16 protein-coding genes are annotated in these 17770 nt (G+C 35.2%); 4 read left to right on the forward strand and 12 right to left on the reverse strand.

The window, feature by feature from the left end; genetic code table 11:
• Positions 1-64: 64 nt before the first annotated feature.
• The 3 genes from D5R40_RS22620 to D5R40_RS22630 all read right to left on the reverse strand — a co-directional run bounded on the left by D5R40_RS22620 (position 65) and on the right by D5R40_RS22630 (position 2060).
• Positions 65-556 carry a YajQ family cyclic di-GMP-binding protein gene (locus tag D5R40_RS22620; protein ID WP_124145619.1) on the reverse strand — a complete coding sequence of 164 codons (492 nt, stop codon included), beginning with the start codon at positions 554-556 and terminating at the stop codon, positions 65-67.
• Between the two features lie 563 nt (positions 557-1119).
• On the reverse strand, positions 1120-1542 hold the full coding sequence (locus D5R40_RS22625) for an MAPEG family protein (RefSeq protein ID WP_192901302.1): 423 nt from the start codon (positions 1540-1542) through the stop codon (positions 1120-1122).
• Positions 1543-1556: 14 nt separating this feature from the next.
• Positions 1557-2060 (reverse strand): DNA recombination-mediator protein A, encoded by a 504-nt coding sequence (locus D5R40_RS22630; RefSeq protein WP_124155252.1) that lies wholly within the window; start codon positions 2058-2060, stop codon positions 1557-1559.
• A 91-nt stretch (positions 2061-2151) separates the two neighbouring features.
• Here D5R40_RS22630 and D5R40_RS22635 point away from each other — a divergent pair, with 91 nt between their 5' ends.
• Complete coding sequence (locus tag D5R40_RS22635) at positions 2152-3606, forward strand: carotenoid oxygenase family protein (protein WP_240039000.1); 1455 nt, start codon at positions 2152-2154, stop codon at positions 3604-3606.
• An 885-nt stretch (positions 3607-4491) separates the two neighbouring features.
• Here the strand turns inward: D5R40_RS22635 and D5R40_RS22640 are convergent.
• The 3 genes from D5R40_RS22640 to ebsA all read right to left on the reverse strand — a co-directional run bounded on the left by D5R40_RS22640 (position 4492) and on the right by ebsA (position 6563).
• Complete coding sequence (locus D5R40_RS22640; protein ID WP_124155253.1) at positions 4492-5565, reverse strand: phosphotransacetylase family protein; 1074 nt, start codon at positions 5563-5565, stop codon at positions 4492-4494.
• 283 nt (positions 5566-5848) lie between these two features.
• Positions 5849-6094, reverse strand: a complete 246-nt coding sequence (locus D5R40_RS37975) for a hypothetical protein (protein WP_205127411.1) — start codon at positions 6092-6094, stop codon at positions 5849-5851.
• 97 nt (positions 6095-6191) lie between these two features.
• The gene (gene ebsA / locus D5R40_RS22650) at positions 6192-6563 is read right to left on the reverse strand and encodes a type IV pilus biogenesis protein EbsA (RefSeq protein WP_124145616.1); all 372 of its coding nucleotides are present in this window, start codon (positions 6561-6563) and stop codon (positions 6192-6194) included.
• Positions 6564-6862: 299 nt separating this feature from the next.
• On the opposite strand from ebsA, the gene D5R40_RS22655 reads away from it, so the two are divergent.
• From D5R40_RS22655 to D5R40_RS22665, 3 genes are all read left to right on the forward strand, one after another.
• Positions 6863-8368 (forward strand): glycosyltransferase family 2 protein, encoded by a 1506-nt coding sequence (locus D5R40_RS22655; RefSeq protein WP_124155254.1) that lies wholly within the window; start codon positions 6863-6865, stop codon positions 8366-8368.
• A 522-nt stretch (positions 8369-8890) separates the two neighbouring features.
• A complete protein-coding gene (locus D5R40_RS22660; RefSeq protein ID WP_124155255.1) occupies positions 8891-10108 on the forward strand; it encodes a succinate--CoA ligase subunit beta in 1218 nt (405 codons plus the stop codon).
• Positions 10109-10240: 132 nt separating this feature from the next.
• Positions 10241-11143 (forward strand): succinate--CoA ligase subunit alpha, encoded by a 903-nt coding sequence (locus tag D5R40_RS22665; protein WP_124145613.1) that lies wholly within the window; start codon positions 10241-10243, stop codon positions 11141-11143.
• 902 nt (positions 11144-12045) lie between these two features.
• On the opposite strand, the gene D5R40_RS22670 is transcribed toward D5R40_RS22665, so the two are convergent.
• The 6 genes from D5R40_RS22670 to D5R40_RS35895 form a co-directional block, all read right to left on the reverse strand.
• Positions 12046-12330, reverse strand: a complete 285-nt coding sequence (locus D5R40_RS22670) for a YiaA/YiaB family inner membrane protein (protein ID WP_124145612.1) — start codon at positions 12328-12330, stop codon at positions 12046-12048.
• Between the two features lie 584 nt (positions 12331-12914).
• Positions 12915-14015, reverse strand: a complete 1101-nt coding sequence (locus D5R40_RS22675; RefSeq protein WP_124145611.1) for a coiled-coil domain-containing protein — start codon at positions 14013-14015, stop codon at positions 12915-12917.
• 894 nt (positions 14016-14909) lie between these two features.
• Positions 14910-15905: a coiled-coil domain-containing protein gene (locus tag D5R40_RS22680; protein WP_124145610.1), complete on the reverse strand. Its 996-nt coding sequence runs from the start codon at positions 15903-15905 to the stop codon at positions 14910-14912.
• A gap of 460 nt (positions 15906-16365) precedes the next feature.
• Positions 16366-16575 (reverse strand): hypothetical protein, encoded by a 210-nt coding sequence (locus D5R40_RS39970; protein ID WP_240038999.1) that lies wholly within the window; start codon positions 16573-16575, stop codon positions 16366-16368.
• Positions 16576-16754: 179 nt separating this feature from the next.
• Entirely contained in the window at positions 16755-17462 is a 708-nt protein-coding gene (locus D5R40_RS22690) for a hypothetical protein (RefSeq protein ID WP_124145609.1), read from the reverse strand.
• A gap of 136 nt (positions 17463-17598) precedes the next feature.
• Positions 17599-17751 carry a hypothetical protein gene (locus tag D5R40_RS35895; protein ID WP_161565050.1) on the reverse strand — a complete coding sequence of 51 codons (153 nt, stop codon included), beginning with the start codon at positions 17749-17751 and terminating at the stop codon, positions 17599-17601.
• Positions 17752-17770 lie beyond the last annotated feature (19 nt).

The raw sequence follows: 17770 nt of genomic DNA on the forward strand, positions 1-17770 counted from the left end.
CCTTCTTCCTTCTTCCTTCTTCCTTCTTCCTTCTTCCTTCTTCCTTCTTCCTTCTGCTATCTAATTAACGATAATTTGTAAATTGTAATGGCACAGGTAAATCTTCTTCTTTTAACCTTTGCATTACTGCTTGTAAATCATCTTTAGACTTAGCAGAAATTCTAACTGAATCACCTTGAATAGATGCTTGTACTTTCTTAAATTCATCTTTAATCAACTTAGTGATTTTTTTAGAAATTTCTTGAGTAAGACCTTTTTGCAGTTTAACTTCTTGCCTAACTCTACCGCCACTAGCAGATTCTACCTTACCAAAATCAAATATCTTTAACGATAAATTACGTTTTGCTGCTTTAGTTTGTAAAACAGTATGAACTGCATCTAAAGCAAATTGACTACTGGTATTAATTGTAATTGTATCTTCTCCCAATTCTAATGTCGTATTAGAATCTTTCAAATCATAACGAGCTTTTATTTCTCGTTCAGCTTGGTCTATAGAATTAACTAATTCCTGTCTATCAAAATCGCTGACAATATCAAAAGATGATGTAGATGCCATAATTATTCAATATATTACTTTTGTTTAACTTCTAAGTATGAAAAAATTGACTAAATTAATATAGCAGTCGCAGAAAAGGTTAGGACATTTCAAAAGTTTAAAAAATCAGACAACTTCAAGAATTTAGAATTTAGAATTTAGAATTTAGAATTACCTCTTCCTATAAATTAAGAGGATTGAATCAAAGGATTTTTTTTTCTTCTTTCTCCATGAATGGAGAGGCTTTATACCTGAATTTTTCGGTAATACTTTTCCTTACTTTCTTATTCCTTGTTCCTTCTCCTAAACCATGAATTACAGCACTTTTTAGAAAACGTGAGGTACACTTTGAAGACTAATCTTTTTTCCCTACTCCCTAAAGTCCTAAAATTTTGTACCTTATTAACTCCAAAACTGCTATAATTTTAGATTTTTGATTGGAAAAAATCTCTTTATCTCTTTATATATTTCAGGTCTTGATATTAGGATTTTTTTTCCTAATACCAACAAATAGTATTACATTTATTACACTTAAACTTTAATTGAGAAACAGAGACTATTCTAAATTAAACCAGCATAATAGATTAAAAATTATTAATACTAATCAAACTGAGAATAAATAAAATAGTAGTACCAGAAGAACTAACAACAAACATTAGCGATCGCCCGATCGGCACATTCAAAATATAAAATATCGAATAAAAAAATCGCGCAATGACAAAAGCAACTGCCGCTCCTATTGCCAAAATAGAATCTTGTTGTGTTAGATATGCCATCAAAGAAGCTGCTGTAAACACAATAAAAGTTTCAAAAGAATTTTGATGTGCCCAAGTTGCCCTCTTAGCATAATCAGGTAATTTTTCAAACATCGCCCTAGGAGCACCCGGTTCATAGCCTACTTTAAGACGACCGTAGGCTACTACTAAGAAAGGTGCGTAGACTAGCACTGCTCCTATTACTATGCAATTTAGTAATATTGATGATGCTGGTAATTCCAACAAACTCATTTTTTTTCGCTATGTTAATCTAGATAGAATAGAGTTACTACTTTACGCTGTTCTTCTGCATCTTGACAAGTCTTCAACAGAGTATTACTCTCGTGAAACGCAAAACAAATAAGCTGTTGGCATCGAGAAATAATTTCCTGATTACAAATAGAACTTGCTTCTCCTAAAGATAATTGATCGTTTTTAGGATTTTCCACTAAATGAATAACCTTATCCAGTTCTTGGCGAGATTCTCTAGGTTGCCGTTTCATACTTTGAGGTAAAATAACAGTAACTAGATTAGGATCGGCTCTCATTGCCCCCCGAACTACTGCTAAATTAGTACCTGTTGCACCTGATGTAATAACATGATTCGATCCTAAAACCAAGGCATAACTTAACAACTCAATTAATTGTTGATGAGTAATAGGAACATGACGAGAACCCAACATAGCAATTCTTTTAGAACCTGTTTGTTGGATTGCTAAAAGTTCCTGTAAAAAATCATCTACCTTGGGAATATCAATTGATTGACTCAAAGATTTTATCTACTGTAATAAAATTGCCTAAAGGATTATAACAATTAAATATATTTTTGTACATCTATTATATCTGTAGGAAATATAACAATTGATCGTTAAAAATCAATCGCTCAAAACTCCAGGATGGGCAAAGGCTTTTTCTCAACCAGCTCAAGAATTCCCACCTACTCCCCTACCAATTATTTCTGGTGTTGTCCCCTCTGGATTAAGAGGTTGTTTATATAGAAATGGTCCTGCTAGATTATCCCGGAATCAACAAAAAGTAGGACACTGGTTTGATGGAGATGGTGCAATTCTAGCAGTGCATTTTAATTCTTCTTTTCTAGAAAATCAAGAACCTTGGGCTGTTTATCGTTATGTGCAGACAGCAGGGTATCAACTTGAGACAGAAAAAGAAAGATTTATTTTTGGTGGCTATGGAATGAACCCTCCAGGAAATCTGTGGGACAAGCTCACTCAACCAATAAAAAATGCTGCTAATACCTCAGTTTTGGCTTTGCCAGACCGTCTTTTAGCGCTATGGGAAGGTGGAAATCCCCACACTCTTAATCTGGAAACTTTGGCAACTTTGGGACTAGAAGATTTAGGAGGCTTAGAAAATCATCAAAGCTATTCAGCTCATCCTAAAATAGATAGTGCCACAGGTGACATATATAACTTTGGAGTAACTCCTGGACTAAATAGCTCGCTCAATATATACCGCAGTAATAGTACTGGAAAAATTCAGCAAAAAGGTCTGATTCCCATATCTGGTGTCCCTCTAATTCACGATTTTGTGTTAGCAGGTCCATATCTAATATTTTTTATTTCACCAGTACGTTTACAACTACTGCCAGCTTTTACAAAGATAAAAAGCTTTAGTGATGCTTTAACCTGGCAACCAGAGCTAGGAACACAGATTTTACTGGTTGATTGCTCATCTCTACAACTCATCAGTCGTCAAGAAACGGAACCCTGGTTTCAGTGGCACTTTGGCAATAGCTATGTAGACTCGGATGGCACAATATTAGTCTACTTAATCCGCTATACAGATTTTGACCAAACAAATAAGTACCTTCAAGACGTACCTACTGGCCAAACTCATACTCCTGCTAATGGGATATTTTGGCAGATACGCCTAGACCCTAAATCTGGTCGTATCATAGATAGTTATAAATTATTAGACATTCCCTGTGAGTTTCCTACGGTTGCTCCTGCTAAGGTCGGAAAACCATCTCGCTTTACTTATTTGTCAGTTCATCAACCGGGAATAGATATTAGTCAAGAAATGTTTGGGGCGATCGCCTGTTTCGACCATCACAAAAATACCCTTACTACCACCGATTTAAGGCCAAACTGCTACCCAATGGAACCTATCTATGCTCCTGATGCTGAAGATTCTCAGAAAGGATGGGTATTAACTGTTATTTTTGACGGAGAGCGCAACTGTAGTGAGGTCTGGATATTTGATGCTTCTAACTTAGATGCTGAACCTGTTTGTCGGTTAGCCTTACCAGAAGTTATACCAATGGGTTTCCACGGTATTTGGAGTCAGGAGCATTGAAAAAGGCAAAAGGTACCTATGCTGAAGGTCTAATAATATCAAATCCGGTTAAACAGTTATAGATTGGTTAAGTCTTGAGGAGTCAACCCACCCGCGCGCTCCTCCCAGGAGAGGGAGGACTGAGTCAGGAGGAGAGAGAATCACTTTGATGAGCGTAGTTATGACGATTGAATAATTTTTTTATGTCTAATTCAACGGATTTGATATAACAATTACCAAAAGTAAGATTATACTTAGGTAGCACTTCAATTATTAAGTAATTAACACAAGCTAAATTATCTTTTTGATAATTAGGGCTTACATATCAAATATAAAAGCATTGACAGGTAAAGGTTTTAGCTTTTTTTCGCTATAAAAAAGTGCAACTTTTTAAGCTTGAGCGACCAAAAAGTTAGGATAAAAGGCAGAATAATTGCAGAAAAATCAAGGGATAAAATATCCGACTATCTCCTCTAAATCCCCCATTCCTCCTGAATCCTGACTCTTTAATCCTGACTTCCCCTCCTGGGAGGGGGAGGGGCCAGGGGTGGGTTCACTCCTACCTCATAGCAAAAGACTTCCATAAGCAAACCCTAATTACCACGCTGGTTAGCATTAATTATTCTTGTTTTTACTTCCACTCCTGGGAGCAGGTCTAATTTTTTGTCGTCAGAGAATATTTACAACCCTATTTTTTTTGAGATTCTGTGCTTCCCACACTCCCCACACTTCCCACACTCCCCACCCCCTCTTCCTTTTTTTTCTAGTGACAATAAATTGACCCTGCCTCCTGGGAGGGGTTAGGGGTGGGTTCACTCCCTTGCCTTTCCCCATAACCCCAAACAATTTCAAGCACCGTGTAGACGGTGGAGTATTAAACCCGTAAAAGAAAAGATAATTTTTTGACTAAATCTCTAGCTGAAAATGACTGAGCAAATGCTCAAAGTTGAAGTCTTGTGCCATTAGTCTATTCACACATTCTACTTTCATAGGTTCGTGTAAACGTACAGTACCAAAAGTTCTATCTATAATTTCTACAGTAGATAGAGTATCACAGTCCACTGACAAAACAGGTACTTCCACATACTCAGCACGACGCAGTACTAACTCATCCGGAGGCAGTTGCCCAGTTAAAATTAGACAATGGGTAGAAGTTTCTAAAGCTGCTAGTTGAATGTCTGTGCGATCGCCTCCGGTAACTACTGCCATATTTGTAGTTTTACGGAAATATTTAATAGCTGCACTAACATTCATTGCACCAATTGTCAAGCTTTCGACCATTAAATCCAGACGGTCAGGGCGACAAAGTACCTGGGCGTTTAATTGTTTAACTAATTCTGCCACTGTGACACTGCGCAAGAGACTGCTTCTCGGCAATATTCCTAATACAGGAATTTTCCTAGACTCTAGAAAAGGTCTCACTAAAGTAGTTACTGTTTCTTGTGCTGCTAGTGATACATCATTAATGACCACACCCAAAAGGGAACTACCCAAACGTTGTTTAGCTGAGAGTAAAGAGTCTATATAAGAACCTGAATTTGGACGAGTAACCAAAATTACGGCAGCATTAAGAATTTCCGCAACTTGTACTATGGATAGTTCAAATAGATTACCCTCATCTAAATTACTTGGTCCTTCTAATAAAACTAAATCTTCTCCTTCTACCTGTAGATATTGAGCTAGAGATTTTTGATAGTCAGTGTTGTCCTCTCCAAGCAAACGCTTTGTGATAGTACTTTCATCTAGCATCAACAGAGTTGGCCGAATACTATTTTCTGAAAGCTTGAGAGTTTCAGTAATAAACTTTACATCAGCATCAATTTCTACAGATACTGAATTTAAAGAGTTTCCCAAGGGTTTTCCATAAGCAATGCTTATCCCTTGCTTTTGCAGCTTATGGGCTATTCCTAAAGTAATTGTAGACTTGCCACTGTAAGCTTCGGTCGATCCAATTAGCAAATGATTGGCAGATTTTGGCACACCCTCACTCCCGCAATCAATGAACTTGTCAATGTCAATATAATTTGGATTTTAGATTAAATGTTGTCAATTTGTTTCACATTTTTAAATTATAAGGTTGACACTCCCGCGCCGTCAAACGGCGGGAATTGTTAAGAAATATAAATCCTTAAAGGGTTAGCCAAAAGCCCCCTATACACTCGCTCAAAATTGAGTTTGTGCTTACTTTTCACTAAAATATTGACACTACCATTAATATCTTCTGAAACCAAATGTTGAGCTTTTGTCTGATACAACCCATACTTTATTCTGTTACCCGAAAATTTAGTTTGACTGGGGTTATTGGCATTGTCAACAGGTATTTATCTCGGTCGTAAAAACTCACCTTGGACGAGTAAGACTGTTGTTGTTCCAAATAGTCAATTCCGTATCGAAAACACAAGGCTTTAAGTTTTTGCCTCAATTGCCAAAAAGGAATCTGAACAAAGTTTTTATTGTTGGAGTGACCAATATTAATCTCTTGTTTGATATTTTTAGTATATAGCGACATTAATCAAATGTAAAACACTGCTAAAAGCACGGGGTTTCAAATCCAAACTTTTCGATGAGAACAAGATTAAATCTCAGGAATTACATTTCAAGCTGAATCACTCATAGCGAAGTAACTTTCCATAAAAATTCTTAGAAAAATCTACATTACGAGTACGATGATAAATTAGCAATACATCGATTAAAGAATCAACAAACTCATAAGTGGCCATTGTTGTATCATAACTAAGCTCCTGATTACCATCAAACTGCATTCGGCAACGAGTTATGTCTGCAGGTAATATAGAAACATTCCAGGTGATAACAAAAGGGATATTTTCTCCTCCTTCTATACCTCTCGCTCCTTCAAGACTTTTTTGTTTGTAAAGACTAATAGCATGAGCTAAGTATTTACGTCTGTTATCTGGGTAATATGGAGTGTAAACAGCTATTTCCCCTTTTTCGGCTGGCTTTAATTGATTAATTGACATCCTCTAGTTTCCTGAATCAATAATATCCATTCCTCGGAAATTATATTATAAGTAACTATAGTCTCAATGTATAAAAGCTAAATTTAAGTCAACGTTTCAGCTGTCTTAAAAAATCAGCTCTAAAACTTTATATTACCTGTGGTGTAGCAATTGTTAGCCAAACTACCCTCTAGATTCTTGACTTACTAAATTCTTTACTTAACAAAGATTATATTTATAGTTTTTTCAGACGGAATTAGGTTAGTCTCTTAAAACATAAGAAAATTATTAGTGATTGGATCTTTAAGATTAATTTAGTTATGCCCAACAGTTCTTGGCCAAAAAATGATTATTATAGGGAAACCCAAATCAATCAAAACGATAACTTCTGTAACGAACAGCAAAATAATCAGGTAGCACAAACTAAGAAATACTTAGATCAGAGTCAAATCAAACAAGAAAAGGAAGTGTTAAGTAGTCATCAGAATATTTACGATGGTCGTAGACGTAAAGCAGCACTTATGTCATTTCTGATTTGGACCACTACTATCGCTCTGCACTTACTTTCCTGGGGATATTGGGTAATTTTAGGTCTGACTGGTTTACTATCAGTTCAACTTATGAGAATACTATTCGCTCAACCAAAACTACCTCCAAAACCTCTATCAGAAGAAAATTCGACAGACTGGCCTTATATATCTCTGTTAGTAGCAGCTAAAAATGAAGAGGCTGTAATTAGTAAATTGGTAAAAAATATCTGTACTTTAGATTATCCAACCAATAATTACGAACTTTGGGTAATAGATGACAATAGTACAGATCAAACCCCTGTATTGTTAGAACAGTTGGCAAAAGAATATCAGCAGCTTAATGTTATTAGGAGAAGTCCAGATGCCAGTGGAGGTAAATCAGGCGCTCTCAATACTGCGATACCTTTGATTAAGGGAGAAATTTTAGGAGTGTTTGATGCAGATGCAGAGGTAACACCGGATCTCCTCCGAAAGGTAGTACCACTTTTTGCCAGAGAAAAAGTAGGGGCAGTACAAGTTAGAAAAGCGATCGCCAATGCAGGTCTAAATTTTTGGACAAAAGGCCAATCAGCAGAAATGGCTCTAGATAGTTTTTTTCAGGAACAACGAATTGCAATTGGTGGGATTGGAGAACTCAGGGGGAATGGCCAATTTGTACGTTTGAATGCCCTGAAAGAATGTGAGGGATGGAATGAACAGACTATTACTGATGATTTAGATTTAACAATTCGTCTACACTTAAACCAATGGGATATAGATTTTCTCAGTTTTCCGGCAGTAATGGAGGAAGGAGTAACTAACCCAAAAGCTTTGTGGCATCAACGTTCCCGATGGGCAGAAGGTGGGTATCAGCGTTATCTAGATTACTGGCAATTGATTTTGCGTAACCGAATGAGATTTGGTAAGACTTGGGATTTATGGCAATTTTTGGTGACCCAATATCTAATATCGGTTGCTGCTGTACCTGATTTTCTGATGGCAATAATTTTGCGTCGTTTACCCATCACCAGTCCTTTGACTGTGTTTACTGTAACAGTTTCTGTATTGGGAATGTTTATTGGTTTACGTCGAACTAGGAAACAAGAAAAGAGTATGGTTGGAGAAGGGAAGTTGGACTTTGTTTCTGAGAAAGAACATCCATTGTCTATACTACTTACTTTTTTAGAAAGTGTGCGAGGCACTTTTTATATGTTGCATTGGTTTGTAGTGATGGGCGCTACTATTACCCGGATGTCTATATTACCTAAGCGACTAAAGTGGGTAAAAACAGTTCATAAAGGGGATTGGGAAAGTTAAAAATTTAGGTTATTATTATCTAATTACTTAGTTTGATGGTAATTTGAACTACTCTTACTAGCGATCAATAATGTTTTTAACAGACTAAGTATCGGAGATGAAATATATAGCAATTCTATTTCTAAAGTGTGAAACCTAAGTTTGATGTTATTTAACTAAAATCACGATACTCAAAGTTATAGGCATAAAAATTTTTCAGATTTAGAATTGCTAAAATTATCATAAACTAATCAATTGATTGATCTACATAAAATTAATCTAATTACTTCTAATAGTAACATTGATCAAATAAATTATGCAAATTCCGTTTTGAACAAAAAGGAATAAAGACAGTAGTTCCTTTTTAAAAGAAATAATGATGCTCCTTCAAGACTATTAATTAATAATTTAAGAAAAATTAAATTTTATTTTAACTATTAAGTACATTCGCAAACATAATAGCTGCAAAATTGATAAAATAAATATCGGAGAACTTAAAACAATCATATTATCAACTTAAGAAAATTAAACGTTAAAGTTAGTATGGATTTATTAGAATATCAGGCAAAAGCTTTGTTTAGTGGGATGGGAATTCCTGTTTTACCATCTCAAAGAATAGATTATCCTAAAGATTTAAAAAAATTAAAAATACCTTATCCAGTTGTACTTAAATCTCAAGTTCATGCTGGAGAAAGAAGTAGCTTAGGTGGAATTAAATTTGTTGAAAATACAATTGATGCTGTGGCAGCAGCTCAGGCAATTTTTAATTTGCCGATCAAAGATGAGTATCCAGAAGTTTTATTGGCAGAAGCAAAATATAATGCTAATCAAGAATTATACCTAGCAGTTGTTTTAGATCCAATAGTACGCCGTCCTGTACTTCTCGGTTCAGCACAAGGAGGTATTGATACAGAAGCAGCGATGACAAGGATGCAACAGGTAGTTGTTAATCAACAATTTTCTCCCTTTTATGCACGTCGTCTAATGGTAAAAATTGGACTCGAAGGAAAACTGATAGAATTAGTGAGTCATATAGTGGAAAAAATGTATCAATTATTTATAGAAAAGGATTTAGATTTAGTAGAAATTAATCCTTTAGGTGTGAGTCCGACAGGAGAAGTCATGGCTTTAGATGGTAAAGTAAGTGTTAATGACCGTGCCCTAGGTCGTCATCTAGAATTGGTAAATTTAGTGGGCAAAAATATTACTAATAATGATGAAATTCAAGAAAAACAAGTAAGTCAAATAGACAAAAATTCTTTATTAATTACAAATAATTCCAATGCAGCAGCTAATGAAAAAATTATTCCAGATTATCAACTAAAGTTTACAGAATTGCAAGGAAATATCGGAATTTTATGCAATGGTGAAGGTTTAACAATGGCTACTGTTGATTTGGTAATGGAAGCTAATGGAAACCCAGCAAATTTTCTGAATATTAAGTTGGGTGATTATTTGGAGATCAAGGATAGTTTACGAATAAAAATGTTTGCTGCTTTGGATTTAGTTAGTCAAAAGGAAAATGTAAAGGTAGTATTGGTGAATTTTCTAGGTATAGTTCAGACAAGTGATGAGTTGATTACTATAGTTTACGAGTATTTGAATAATTTAAAAACTATGGACAAGAGTAATATTATTTTTATACTGCGTTTATTAGGAGGTGAAGTGAGTAGAGCTAGAGAACGTTTATCAGGTCTACCAGTAGAGGTAATCGAAAATTTAGAAGATGCAGTTACTAAAGCTGTTTCTTTAGCTAAGTAGTGGTAATCAGAAGAGAAATTACATATAATTTTAACTCGAATATCATTAAGGGTAATAAATCAAAACCTTTGACTGATACTGATAATGATGGCCTGCTTAATAAATGCCTATACAAATAAGGGCTGAAGAATTATGAATTTAACTCTAGATAGTAAGGTAATAGTTCAGGGTGTTACAGAAAAAATGTCTACCCAGATAGCCTTAATGATGAAGTCCTATGGAACAAATGTAGTAGCAGGTATTAGTCCTGGAGAAGGGGGACAAGAATGGTCTGGTATACCTGTGTTTAGTTTGGTAGAGCAAGCAGTGGCAAAAGTGGGTATTATTGATACCACTTTGATAGTTGTGCCTGCTTATAGGGTATTAGATGCTAGTTTAGAGGCGATCGCTTCTGGCATTAAACAAATTGTCATCGTTACAGAAGGAGTGCCACCTCTAGATATGGTCCAGTTATTGAGAAAAGCTGAGGCTACAGAAACTCTGATTGTTGGACCTAACTGTGCAGGTATTATCGTGCCGGATAAATTACTGTTGGGCACTCATCCAACTCAGTTTTACACACCAGGCCCAGTGGGGATTATTAGTCGCAGCAATACTCTTACTTATGAAGTAGCTTGGGAATTAACAAAGTCAAGATTGGGGCAATCTATCTGTGTTAGTATTGGTTGCGATCCAATTGTTGGTTCTTCTTTTTTGCAATGGTTACAAATACTAGATGAGGATGACCGCACAGAGTTAATTGTTTTAGTAGGAGAAGTTGGTGGTGCAAGTGAGGAAATTGCAGCTTCTTATATATCAGAAACAATTGATAAACCTGTAGTTGCTTATATTGCTGGTATTTATGCTCCAATAAATCAAAATTACACTCACGCTAGTAGTTTAATTAGTGCTAGAAACTCAAGGGTAAAACATAATTTCCACAATCAGATGAAGAGTAAAATTTCAGCTTTTAAAGAATTTAAAATACCAGTAGCAAAACGACCTTCGGAAATCCCTAGCTTAGTGAAATATTCACTAGAAAAAAAGTATGTTTAATTGAATTTTTGACTAATTAATTATTAGTCAAAGTTAATGAAGTTTTAACTTTTTTAGTTTAAAGAGCTAAGTAAGAGTTTAGAGCTGATTTATAAAGTAAATCTTAAGTTAGCTAGTGGCCCAACAATCAAGTGAATTAAAGGGCCATAAATCATCGCTTCACTTACATCTGAATACACCTCATAATCTTTACTTAAATGTCGAAATCTATTCAACCAAGCAAAAGTGCCTTCAACAATCGATCACTTAGGTAGGCGCTCAAAAGTTTGGGCAGTTCTTCTGATGACTTCCACTCTAACGCGATACTGCTGACGCAAAGCTAGGCGAATGCCACAAACTTTCGCTTACTGCACTCGCAAAATTTTTACCAGAATAACCCTGATCTACCCAAAGCACCTCTAGTTTCAACAGCTTATCCTTAGCTTCATTCAGTACCACGACTGCTCCTAATCGTTCTGATTAAACCTGTGATTGCCAGGCAGACTTATAAGTATGTCTGATGTCAAATCCGGTGCTGATTCTCATTGTTAACAGACCCACTTCTAGTCTACTTCATATCAAATTTTCCTCATTGCTGAAAAATACAATTGTTTGATCACAAAGATTTCAGCTATTTTTTGGTGAGTCTGTTTAACCGGATTTGATGTAATTAGGGCTTGCTGATTAAATCTAAAAGCATTGACATATAAAGACAAGTGCCTTTTTGAGGTCGAAAAAAGTGCCTGGTTTTCAGCTCTTCATGCTCATGCATGGAGGGTATTTTAGGCAAAAGTTGGGCAGAGAAATCATTCTGACAATTCTTACTCCTACCTACTCTAAATTCCCCGTTCCTCCTGTCTCCTGTCTCCTGTCTCCTGTCTCCTACCCTTCACCCATAAGACTTTTTCAGCAAACCCTAATTATTATTTGTCTAAAGGGTGATGCTCTGCCAATAGTTTTTCAACTTTTGCTTCATCAAGTCTGGCAGTTATCCTTTGATATTCGTGATTATCTCTAATAGTTTTTGCTAGGGTAAAAGTGGAACCTACTGAGAATGTTAAACCCATTCCTAAAAAGCCTTTAATCCAATTATCTACAGGTAGGTAAATAATACCGATCGCTGTGCCAGAAGTAGCTAAAATAAAGGAAGCCCAAACTTGAAGTATCCATGCAGCAGTATCTTTTTGTTGAGTATATTTGTTGGTCATAAAATTATTACCTCAAATCAAAGTTTTTGGCTGATTTCTTTGTATTTTATATGTATAAACTTACAGTAATATTAGTAGAGTGACAGTTTGAATATATACACAGGTTATCACTCTTATTTTAGCTTTTTTTAAACGCTACAAATAGGGTTTGAGATGTACAACATGATATTTAGGAGTAGACAGTCAAGAAATTGTACTATAGCAGTACGTTTTTTGGTGTTTGACGATAAATTTTGGTTGTAATATCATGTCCGGTAAATAACCTCATAATTATTAGAAATCTCCATAAAAGAGGGAGTAGGGACTAGGGGGAAAGAATTGATGAATAAAAGTACGATAATTGACTTTATTTTTTATGATTGGAGATGTCTATTAGACTAAAATATCAATCATTAGGTAATTGGAAGTATGTGCAATTAGACAAACTTTTTATTAGATAATTTCCGGATAATTAGCTATCCAAAACCTTTTACCTTTAAACCAATATTTCCTTCTGCCTTCTGCCCTCTGCCTTATGCCTTCTACCTTATTCAATTTGTAGGAGTTAACGGCCGTTAACCCCTACTATGTTTTATCGTCAAAAATTAACTTTTCTTTTGTTGATTCTTTTGTTCTAGAACAATTTCTTTCATCGCTTGAAATGAACGAGAATTTGATGCTCCTTCAATAGCTTTCACTGCTAAATCTTGAACCTGCGTCAAGGTAGAATCTAATTGTGCAGATAAATTTTTAATTCGTTGTTCTTGATTTTGAATAGTCTGCTGTAAAGATTGAATCCGTAGTTCATAAAATTGCTTTTCTCCTTCGACTTCTTTTGCTAATAAATCAGATTTAATTTTCGCTTGATAAGTACCAATATTTCGCCCATTTTCCTTACCGTTATTAATATTAGACTCTAGTTCTTTTTTAAAGTTTTCTACCTCAGTTTTGACCTCTGCAAATTCTTTTTCCCGTTCAGAAATAGACTGCTCTCTTTCAGACCATATTTTCTCTTGTTGCTGTTGAAATTCTTCTAACTCCTTATACAAATTTTTCTTGTTTTGTTCATACTGGTCAATATCTAGATTGTGTTGCAAATTCAAGTCATATTTATAAGTTTCTTCATCTCGTTGGCGAGTTTTATTCTGCTGTTCATTTCGTTCTTTTATTGTGCGTTGATATTCCTGTTGTTCCTTTGACCAAGTTTGTTTACTTGACTCTATTTCTTGTTGTAATTCTTCCTGGCGATCGCTAAATTCTGTCTCGAATTCTTTGGCGCTTTGTTCATACTGTTGAATCAAATCATCTAAAGTATTTTCCTCGATATTTTCTAAACTATGCAAATTGTTTAATTGTTGAATTTCTTCTGTCACTTGCTGTCGAACTTCTTCTAATTTAGTTGCTTCTGAAGTAAGTTTTTCTGATAATTCGCTGATAGCTCCACCAAAGCCATTTTGCACCATCAACAAATTTTCAATTGTGTACTGCATACTTGGTTTGTTACAAGTTTGATTTAAGTTCATAAATTTTGCAACTTCTTTTTCTGGTTTTTTTGATATTGAATCTACAGAGGTTTTACCTGTAGTTTTACTTTCCTGACTTAGCTGATCTATTTCTGCTTCTAGGGCAGACTTTTCTTTTTTTAGTTCTGCAAAAGCTTCTAAAATTTCAGCCTTAGTATTTTTATAATTAACTCTTTTAGCCATGTGTTTTCTCCTGTTAAACTTGAAATTATTCGATTGATTTGAGCTGGAATATAGGTGGAAAAATTTGGTATAAATACCACCTAAATATTTATACCAATTGAAATAGCAGTCAGCAGTCAGCAGTCATATCAAATCCACTTAATTGAACATAAAAAAATTCTCTAATTGCCATAACTACACTCATCTTTTTAATTCTTTCTTCTCCTGAATTCTGAATTCTAAAGACTTAACCATTCTATAACTGTTTAACCGGAAATGAGGGATTTAAACCCCGATAAAAACGCACCACAGGCTTTTTCAAATGTAAGCAAACAGCCGTCAGGTATTAGCTATCAGCTATTAATTTTGGGTCTGTGTAAAAGCAACCTTTGAGATTGAAAAAGAATAAAAAGTTACTGCCATGCGTCCCTGGACAAAACCTAAGAAGTAATTATTCATTACTAATTGCTGATAACTTAATTATTACTTTCAAATATAGTGGAGGACTTAAACCCTTAGATTTTTAGCTGATAGCTAAATGCTTACGAGCTACTAGATAGAGTAGACAAATTTTAGGGTTGCTGAATGGCTATATGATGAATGTAGTTTATAGCTTTTATCACAGTCGAAGAAAAGGTTAAAACTCAGAAAGCGTAAGGTAAGGATTCAGCTACTAGCTGTTAGCTATCAGCAACAATATTCTCTGCTTAAAGGACAGTGTTTAAATTAACAACTGACTTTAAGGACAAGGGAGGTAACTTTTTTAGTAAGACAGTTAATAAAGGTATTATCCTAAACTAAAAGTACAATAGCTGATAGCTGATGGCTGACAACTGAATGCTTACAGCGTAAGATTTTTTCTTCTTCCTTCTTCCTTCTTCCTTCTCCCTTCTTCCTTCTTCCTTTCAACAACAACTACTTAGCTTGAGCGCCATTATTAGAACTAGCAAAAGCTCTCATCGCTAAATCTTGTGCTTGCTTCATTCCCGCTTGTAACTGAGTGGAAATATCGTTAATTTGTTCAGTTTGTCGCTCAATTGTTTCTTCTAAAGATTCAATCTTTAACTCATAACCATTCTTCATTCCTTCCCACTCTTTGGCAAATAAATCTTCTTTAACTTTTGCCTGTCGGGTTGCTTCTTTAATTGCATCATCTTTCGCTTTCACATAAGCCTGCTTCAACTCTTCTTCAAAACCTTCAACTTTCTGTCTGTTTTCTTCAAATTCAGCTTGATTTTCTGCCAAATAACTTTCTCTTTCCTGCCATTTTTTTTCCTTCTCTTGATTTAACTCCTGTAATTCTCGTTCCAAATTCCGCTTCGTTTCTTCATATTCATCCATTTCAATTTTACGCTGATGTTCCAATTCATATTGATAGTCAGCAGCTTCATTTTCTCGTTGTTTAATTAACAATTGATTTTCTTCCTCAATTGCTGCTTCATACTCTTGTTGTTCCTTTTGCCAAGCTTTTCGCTTAGTAGTCATATCCTTTGATATATTTTCTTGATGTTCGCTAAAATTCTGCTCTAGAAATCCTAACTTTTCTTGATGTTCTTGAGTTAAAATATGTAGTGCATCAGCAACAACACGAATTTTTTGTAACTCTTGTAGATGTTGATTTTCAATTTCAATTGCAAGCTTTAATTCCTCAAGTTTAGTAGATTCTTGATGCAAATTGTCTAATAACTGATTAACAATACTACCAAAATCTAATTGTAAATCAGCCAAACCTTTAACAATACTATCTGCAGTATAAGTAGCAGCAGTTTCTAGGATTTGTTTCCCTTTTTCTTTCTCTGCTTCCTCCTCCTTAGTTGCTACTTTTGATGCAAGATTTTTCCTGGCAGCTAAAATTTCTTCAAATGATTTCATCACTCTAAATTTGCTACTTTCTGATGCAGTTTGTGTCATTTTTTTTCTCCATAATGTTGATAATTTTACTCGCTTCATCTCCATAAATCACTCGCTGTTTGCGGAGCATGAACTTAGGAAATGCTAACTGTTTAAATGCCGTTTGCGGAAAATTCCGTCACGAAACGCTTTTTAATGTGATACAGTAACAACTAACCCAATAATTGAGATTTAAAGCCTTTCCTTTAAAGGATAAACAAGAAAACATTTTCATTTTAGTCAATCCTTTTCTTTTCAAAGAAGGGTAATTATTAATTATTAATTATTAATTATTAATTGTTGAACCCAGTTTCCGAAGTTGCTTCAAAATATCTTCATATTCTTGGGCAGTATTTAATTTTTTCCTAGTCGTTTCTGGTGCTAATCACTTAAGAGTTTTCTGGCATTTTTCACAGCGATTTCCTTTCCAGCAGCAACAATCATCTACTAACTCTAAAAGAGTCGATTTTAAGCGACTATTTTATGTCAGTAATGCCTGGTAGTTATTTTGAATAGATTCAACAACTAAACTAATATGTTGTAAATCTTGACTGAAGTTTTCCAGGTCATTAATAGCATCAGTTCTAATTTGATGTTTAACTTCTAATTTTCCCCGTAAACTATCTTCCCATTCCTGGGTTTGTGGTGTTTTTGCACCCTGATGAATCCTGAATTTAGCAATTTTACTCATTTGTACCTCTTTAAGTTTTCCCGATGTTTTTTATTGGCATAAAACTACAAAAACTTTCAAGCTAAAAGCTGTAAATAGAGACGCAAAAAATTCATCAACAGCCTTTGGCTGGAAGTCACGAAGACCTCCTCAGGAGTCAATTGATTCTGTCTCCTGACTCCTGACTCCTGACTCCTTCTTCAAGAAGATAATGCAGCAGCTAAAGACTCATTTCCCTGTGGTAACGCTTGATCATTACTAACATTTAAACTCAGCGAATAATTTTGTTCGCTATTAGTATGAGCTACCATCAAATTAGCAGTTTCTTCAGCAGATAAATTATCTAAGCAAACCATCTTTCTAGTTCCTTCTAAATCAATCATTCTTGAAAGATTATTTTCGTCAGAAAGCACTGCTGCTGCCTGCTGAATAATCGACCAATCTGTACGTTCTTGCCAACGCCATTTTAAGCTATAATAATTGATGGGTTTTACTACACCATTTTCATCTGGTTTCTGACCGCTATGCTTGACAAATTCAGGAAGAAAAATCCCTGTTGCTGGCTCCACTCCTTGACTTTGAACTGAAGCAATTAAACGATTAAAATCATTCAAAGAACGACCTTTAATATATGTCACCATTAACACTCCATGAGGTAATTCTCCTGACTCAGCAATAAACCAGATTTGACCCCATAATGTATTAATTGTTTGACCTAAATTGCCGAAAAACTTGCTAAACTTGATGATTGTCATTGAAACTTTAGAACCATAATCTGTGTCTCCAATCACCCATTGTCCTGACTGACAATTATTACGAACTGCAATAGGAATTTCTGGTACTAATAAAGCTTGTTTCGGTTTAGCTCCAAACACATAAATTTTTGCTTTAACATTAGAATTAGACATCTTTTATTTCCTTGAATTTTATTTTTTTCCTGCTTTGAAGAAAGTAGTAGGTTATATAACAGGCAACAGTGAGAAAAGTATCTCTGGCGTCTTACGGTTCATCATCAACATAAGTCAAACACCAACTCGTTCCTTGCTATGGTGAAACCATTGCCTGTTCAACCATCTCCGCGTCACCGCGTCCCCGCGTCCCCCCATCTCCCCATCTCCATCTCCCCATCTCCCCATCTCCCCATCTCCCCATCTCCCCATCTGAGAAAAGTATCTCTGGCGTCTTACGGTTCATCATCAACATAAGTCAAACACCA

Source organism: Okeania hirsuta (assembly GCF_003838195.1).
Lineage (GTDB): Bacteria > Cyanobacteriota > Cyanobacteriia > Cyanobacteriales > Microcoleaceae > Okeania > Okeania hirsuta.

Bases quoted from the DNA above. Each gene is read 5' to 3' on its own strand.
- D5R40_RS22620 (WP_124145619.1), bottom strand. From the start codon at position 556: ATGGCATCTACATCATCTTTTGATATTGTCAGCGATTTTGATAGACAG.
- D5R40_RS22625 (WP_192901302.1), bottom strand. From the start codon at position 1,542: ATGAGTTTGTTGGAATTACCAGCATCATCAATATTACTAAATTGCATA.
- D5R40_RS37975 (WP_205127411.1), bottom strand. From the start codon at position 6,094: ATGTCGCTATATACTAAAAATATCAAACAAGAGATTAATATTGGTCAC.
- ebsA (WP_124145616.1), bottom strand. From the start codon at position 6,563: ATGTCAATTAATCAATTAAAGCCAGCCGAAAAAGGGGAAATAGCTGTT.
- D5R40_RS22655 (WP_124155254.1), top strand. From the start codon at position 6,863: ATGCCCAACAGTTCTTGGCCAAAAAATGATTATTATAGGGAAACCCAA.
- D5R40_RS22660 (WP_124155255.1), top strand. From the start codon at position 8,891: ATGGATTTATTAGAATATCAGGCAAAAGCTTTGTTTAGTGGGATGGGA.
- D5R40_RS22665 (WP_124145613.1), top strand. From the start codon at position 10,241: ATGAATTTAACTCTAGATAGTAAGGTAATAGTTCAGGGTGTTACAGAA.
- D5R40_RS22670 (WP_124145612.1), bottom strand. From the start codon at position 12,330: ATGACCAACAAATATACTCAACAAAAAGATACTGCTGCATGGATACTT.
- D5R40_RS22675 (WP_124145611.1), bottom strand. From the start codon at position 14,015: ATGGCTAAAAGAGTTAATTATAAAAATACTAAGGCTGAAATTTTAGAA.
- D5R40_RS22680 (WP_124145610.1), bottom strand. From the start codon at position 15,905: ATGACACAAACTGCATCAGAAAGTAGCAAATTTAGAGTGATGAAATCA.
- D5R40_RS39970 (WP_240038999.1), bottom strand. From the start codon at position 16,575: ATGAGTAAAATTGCTAAATTCAGGATTCATCAGGGTGCAAAAACACCA.
- D5R40_RS22690 (WP_124145609.1), bottom strand. From the start codon at position 17,462: ATGTCTAATTCTAATGTTAAAGCAAAAATTTATGTGTTTGGAGCTAAA.
- D5R40_RS35895 (WP_161565050.1), bottom strand. From the start codon at position 17,751: ATGATGAACCGTAAGACGCCAGAGATACTTTTCTCAGATGGGGAGATG.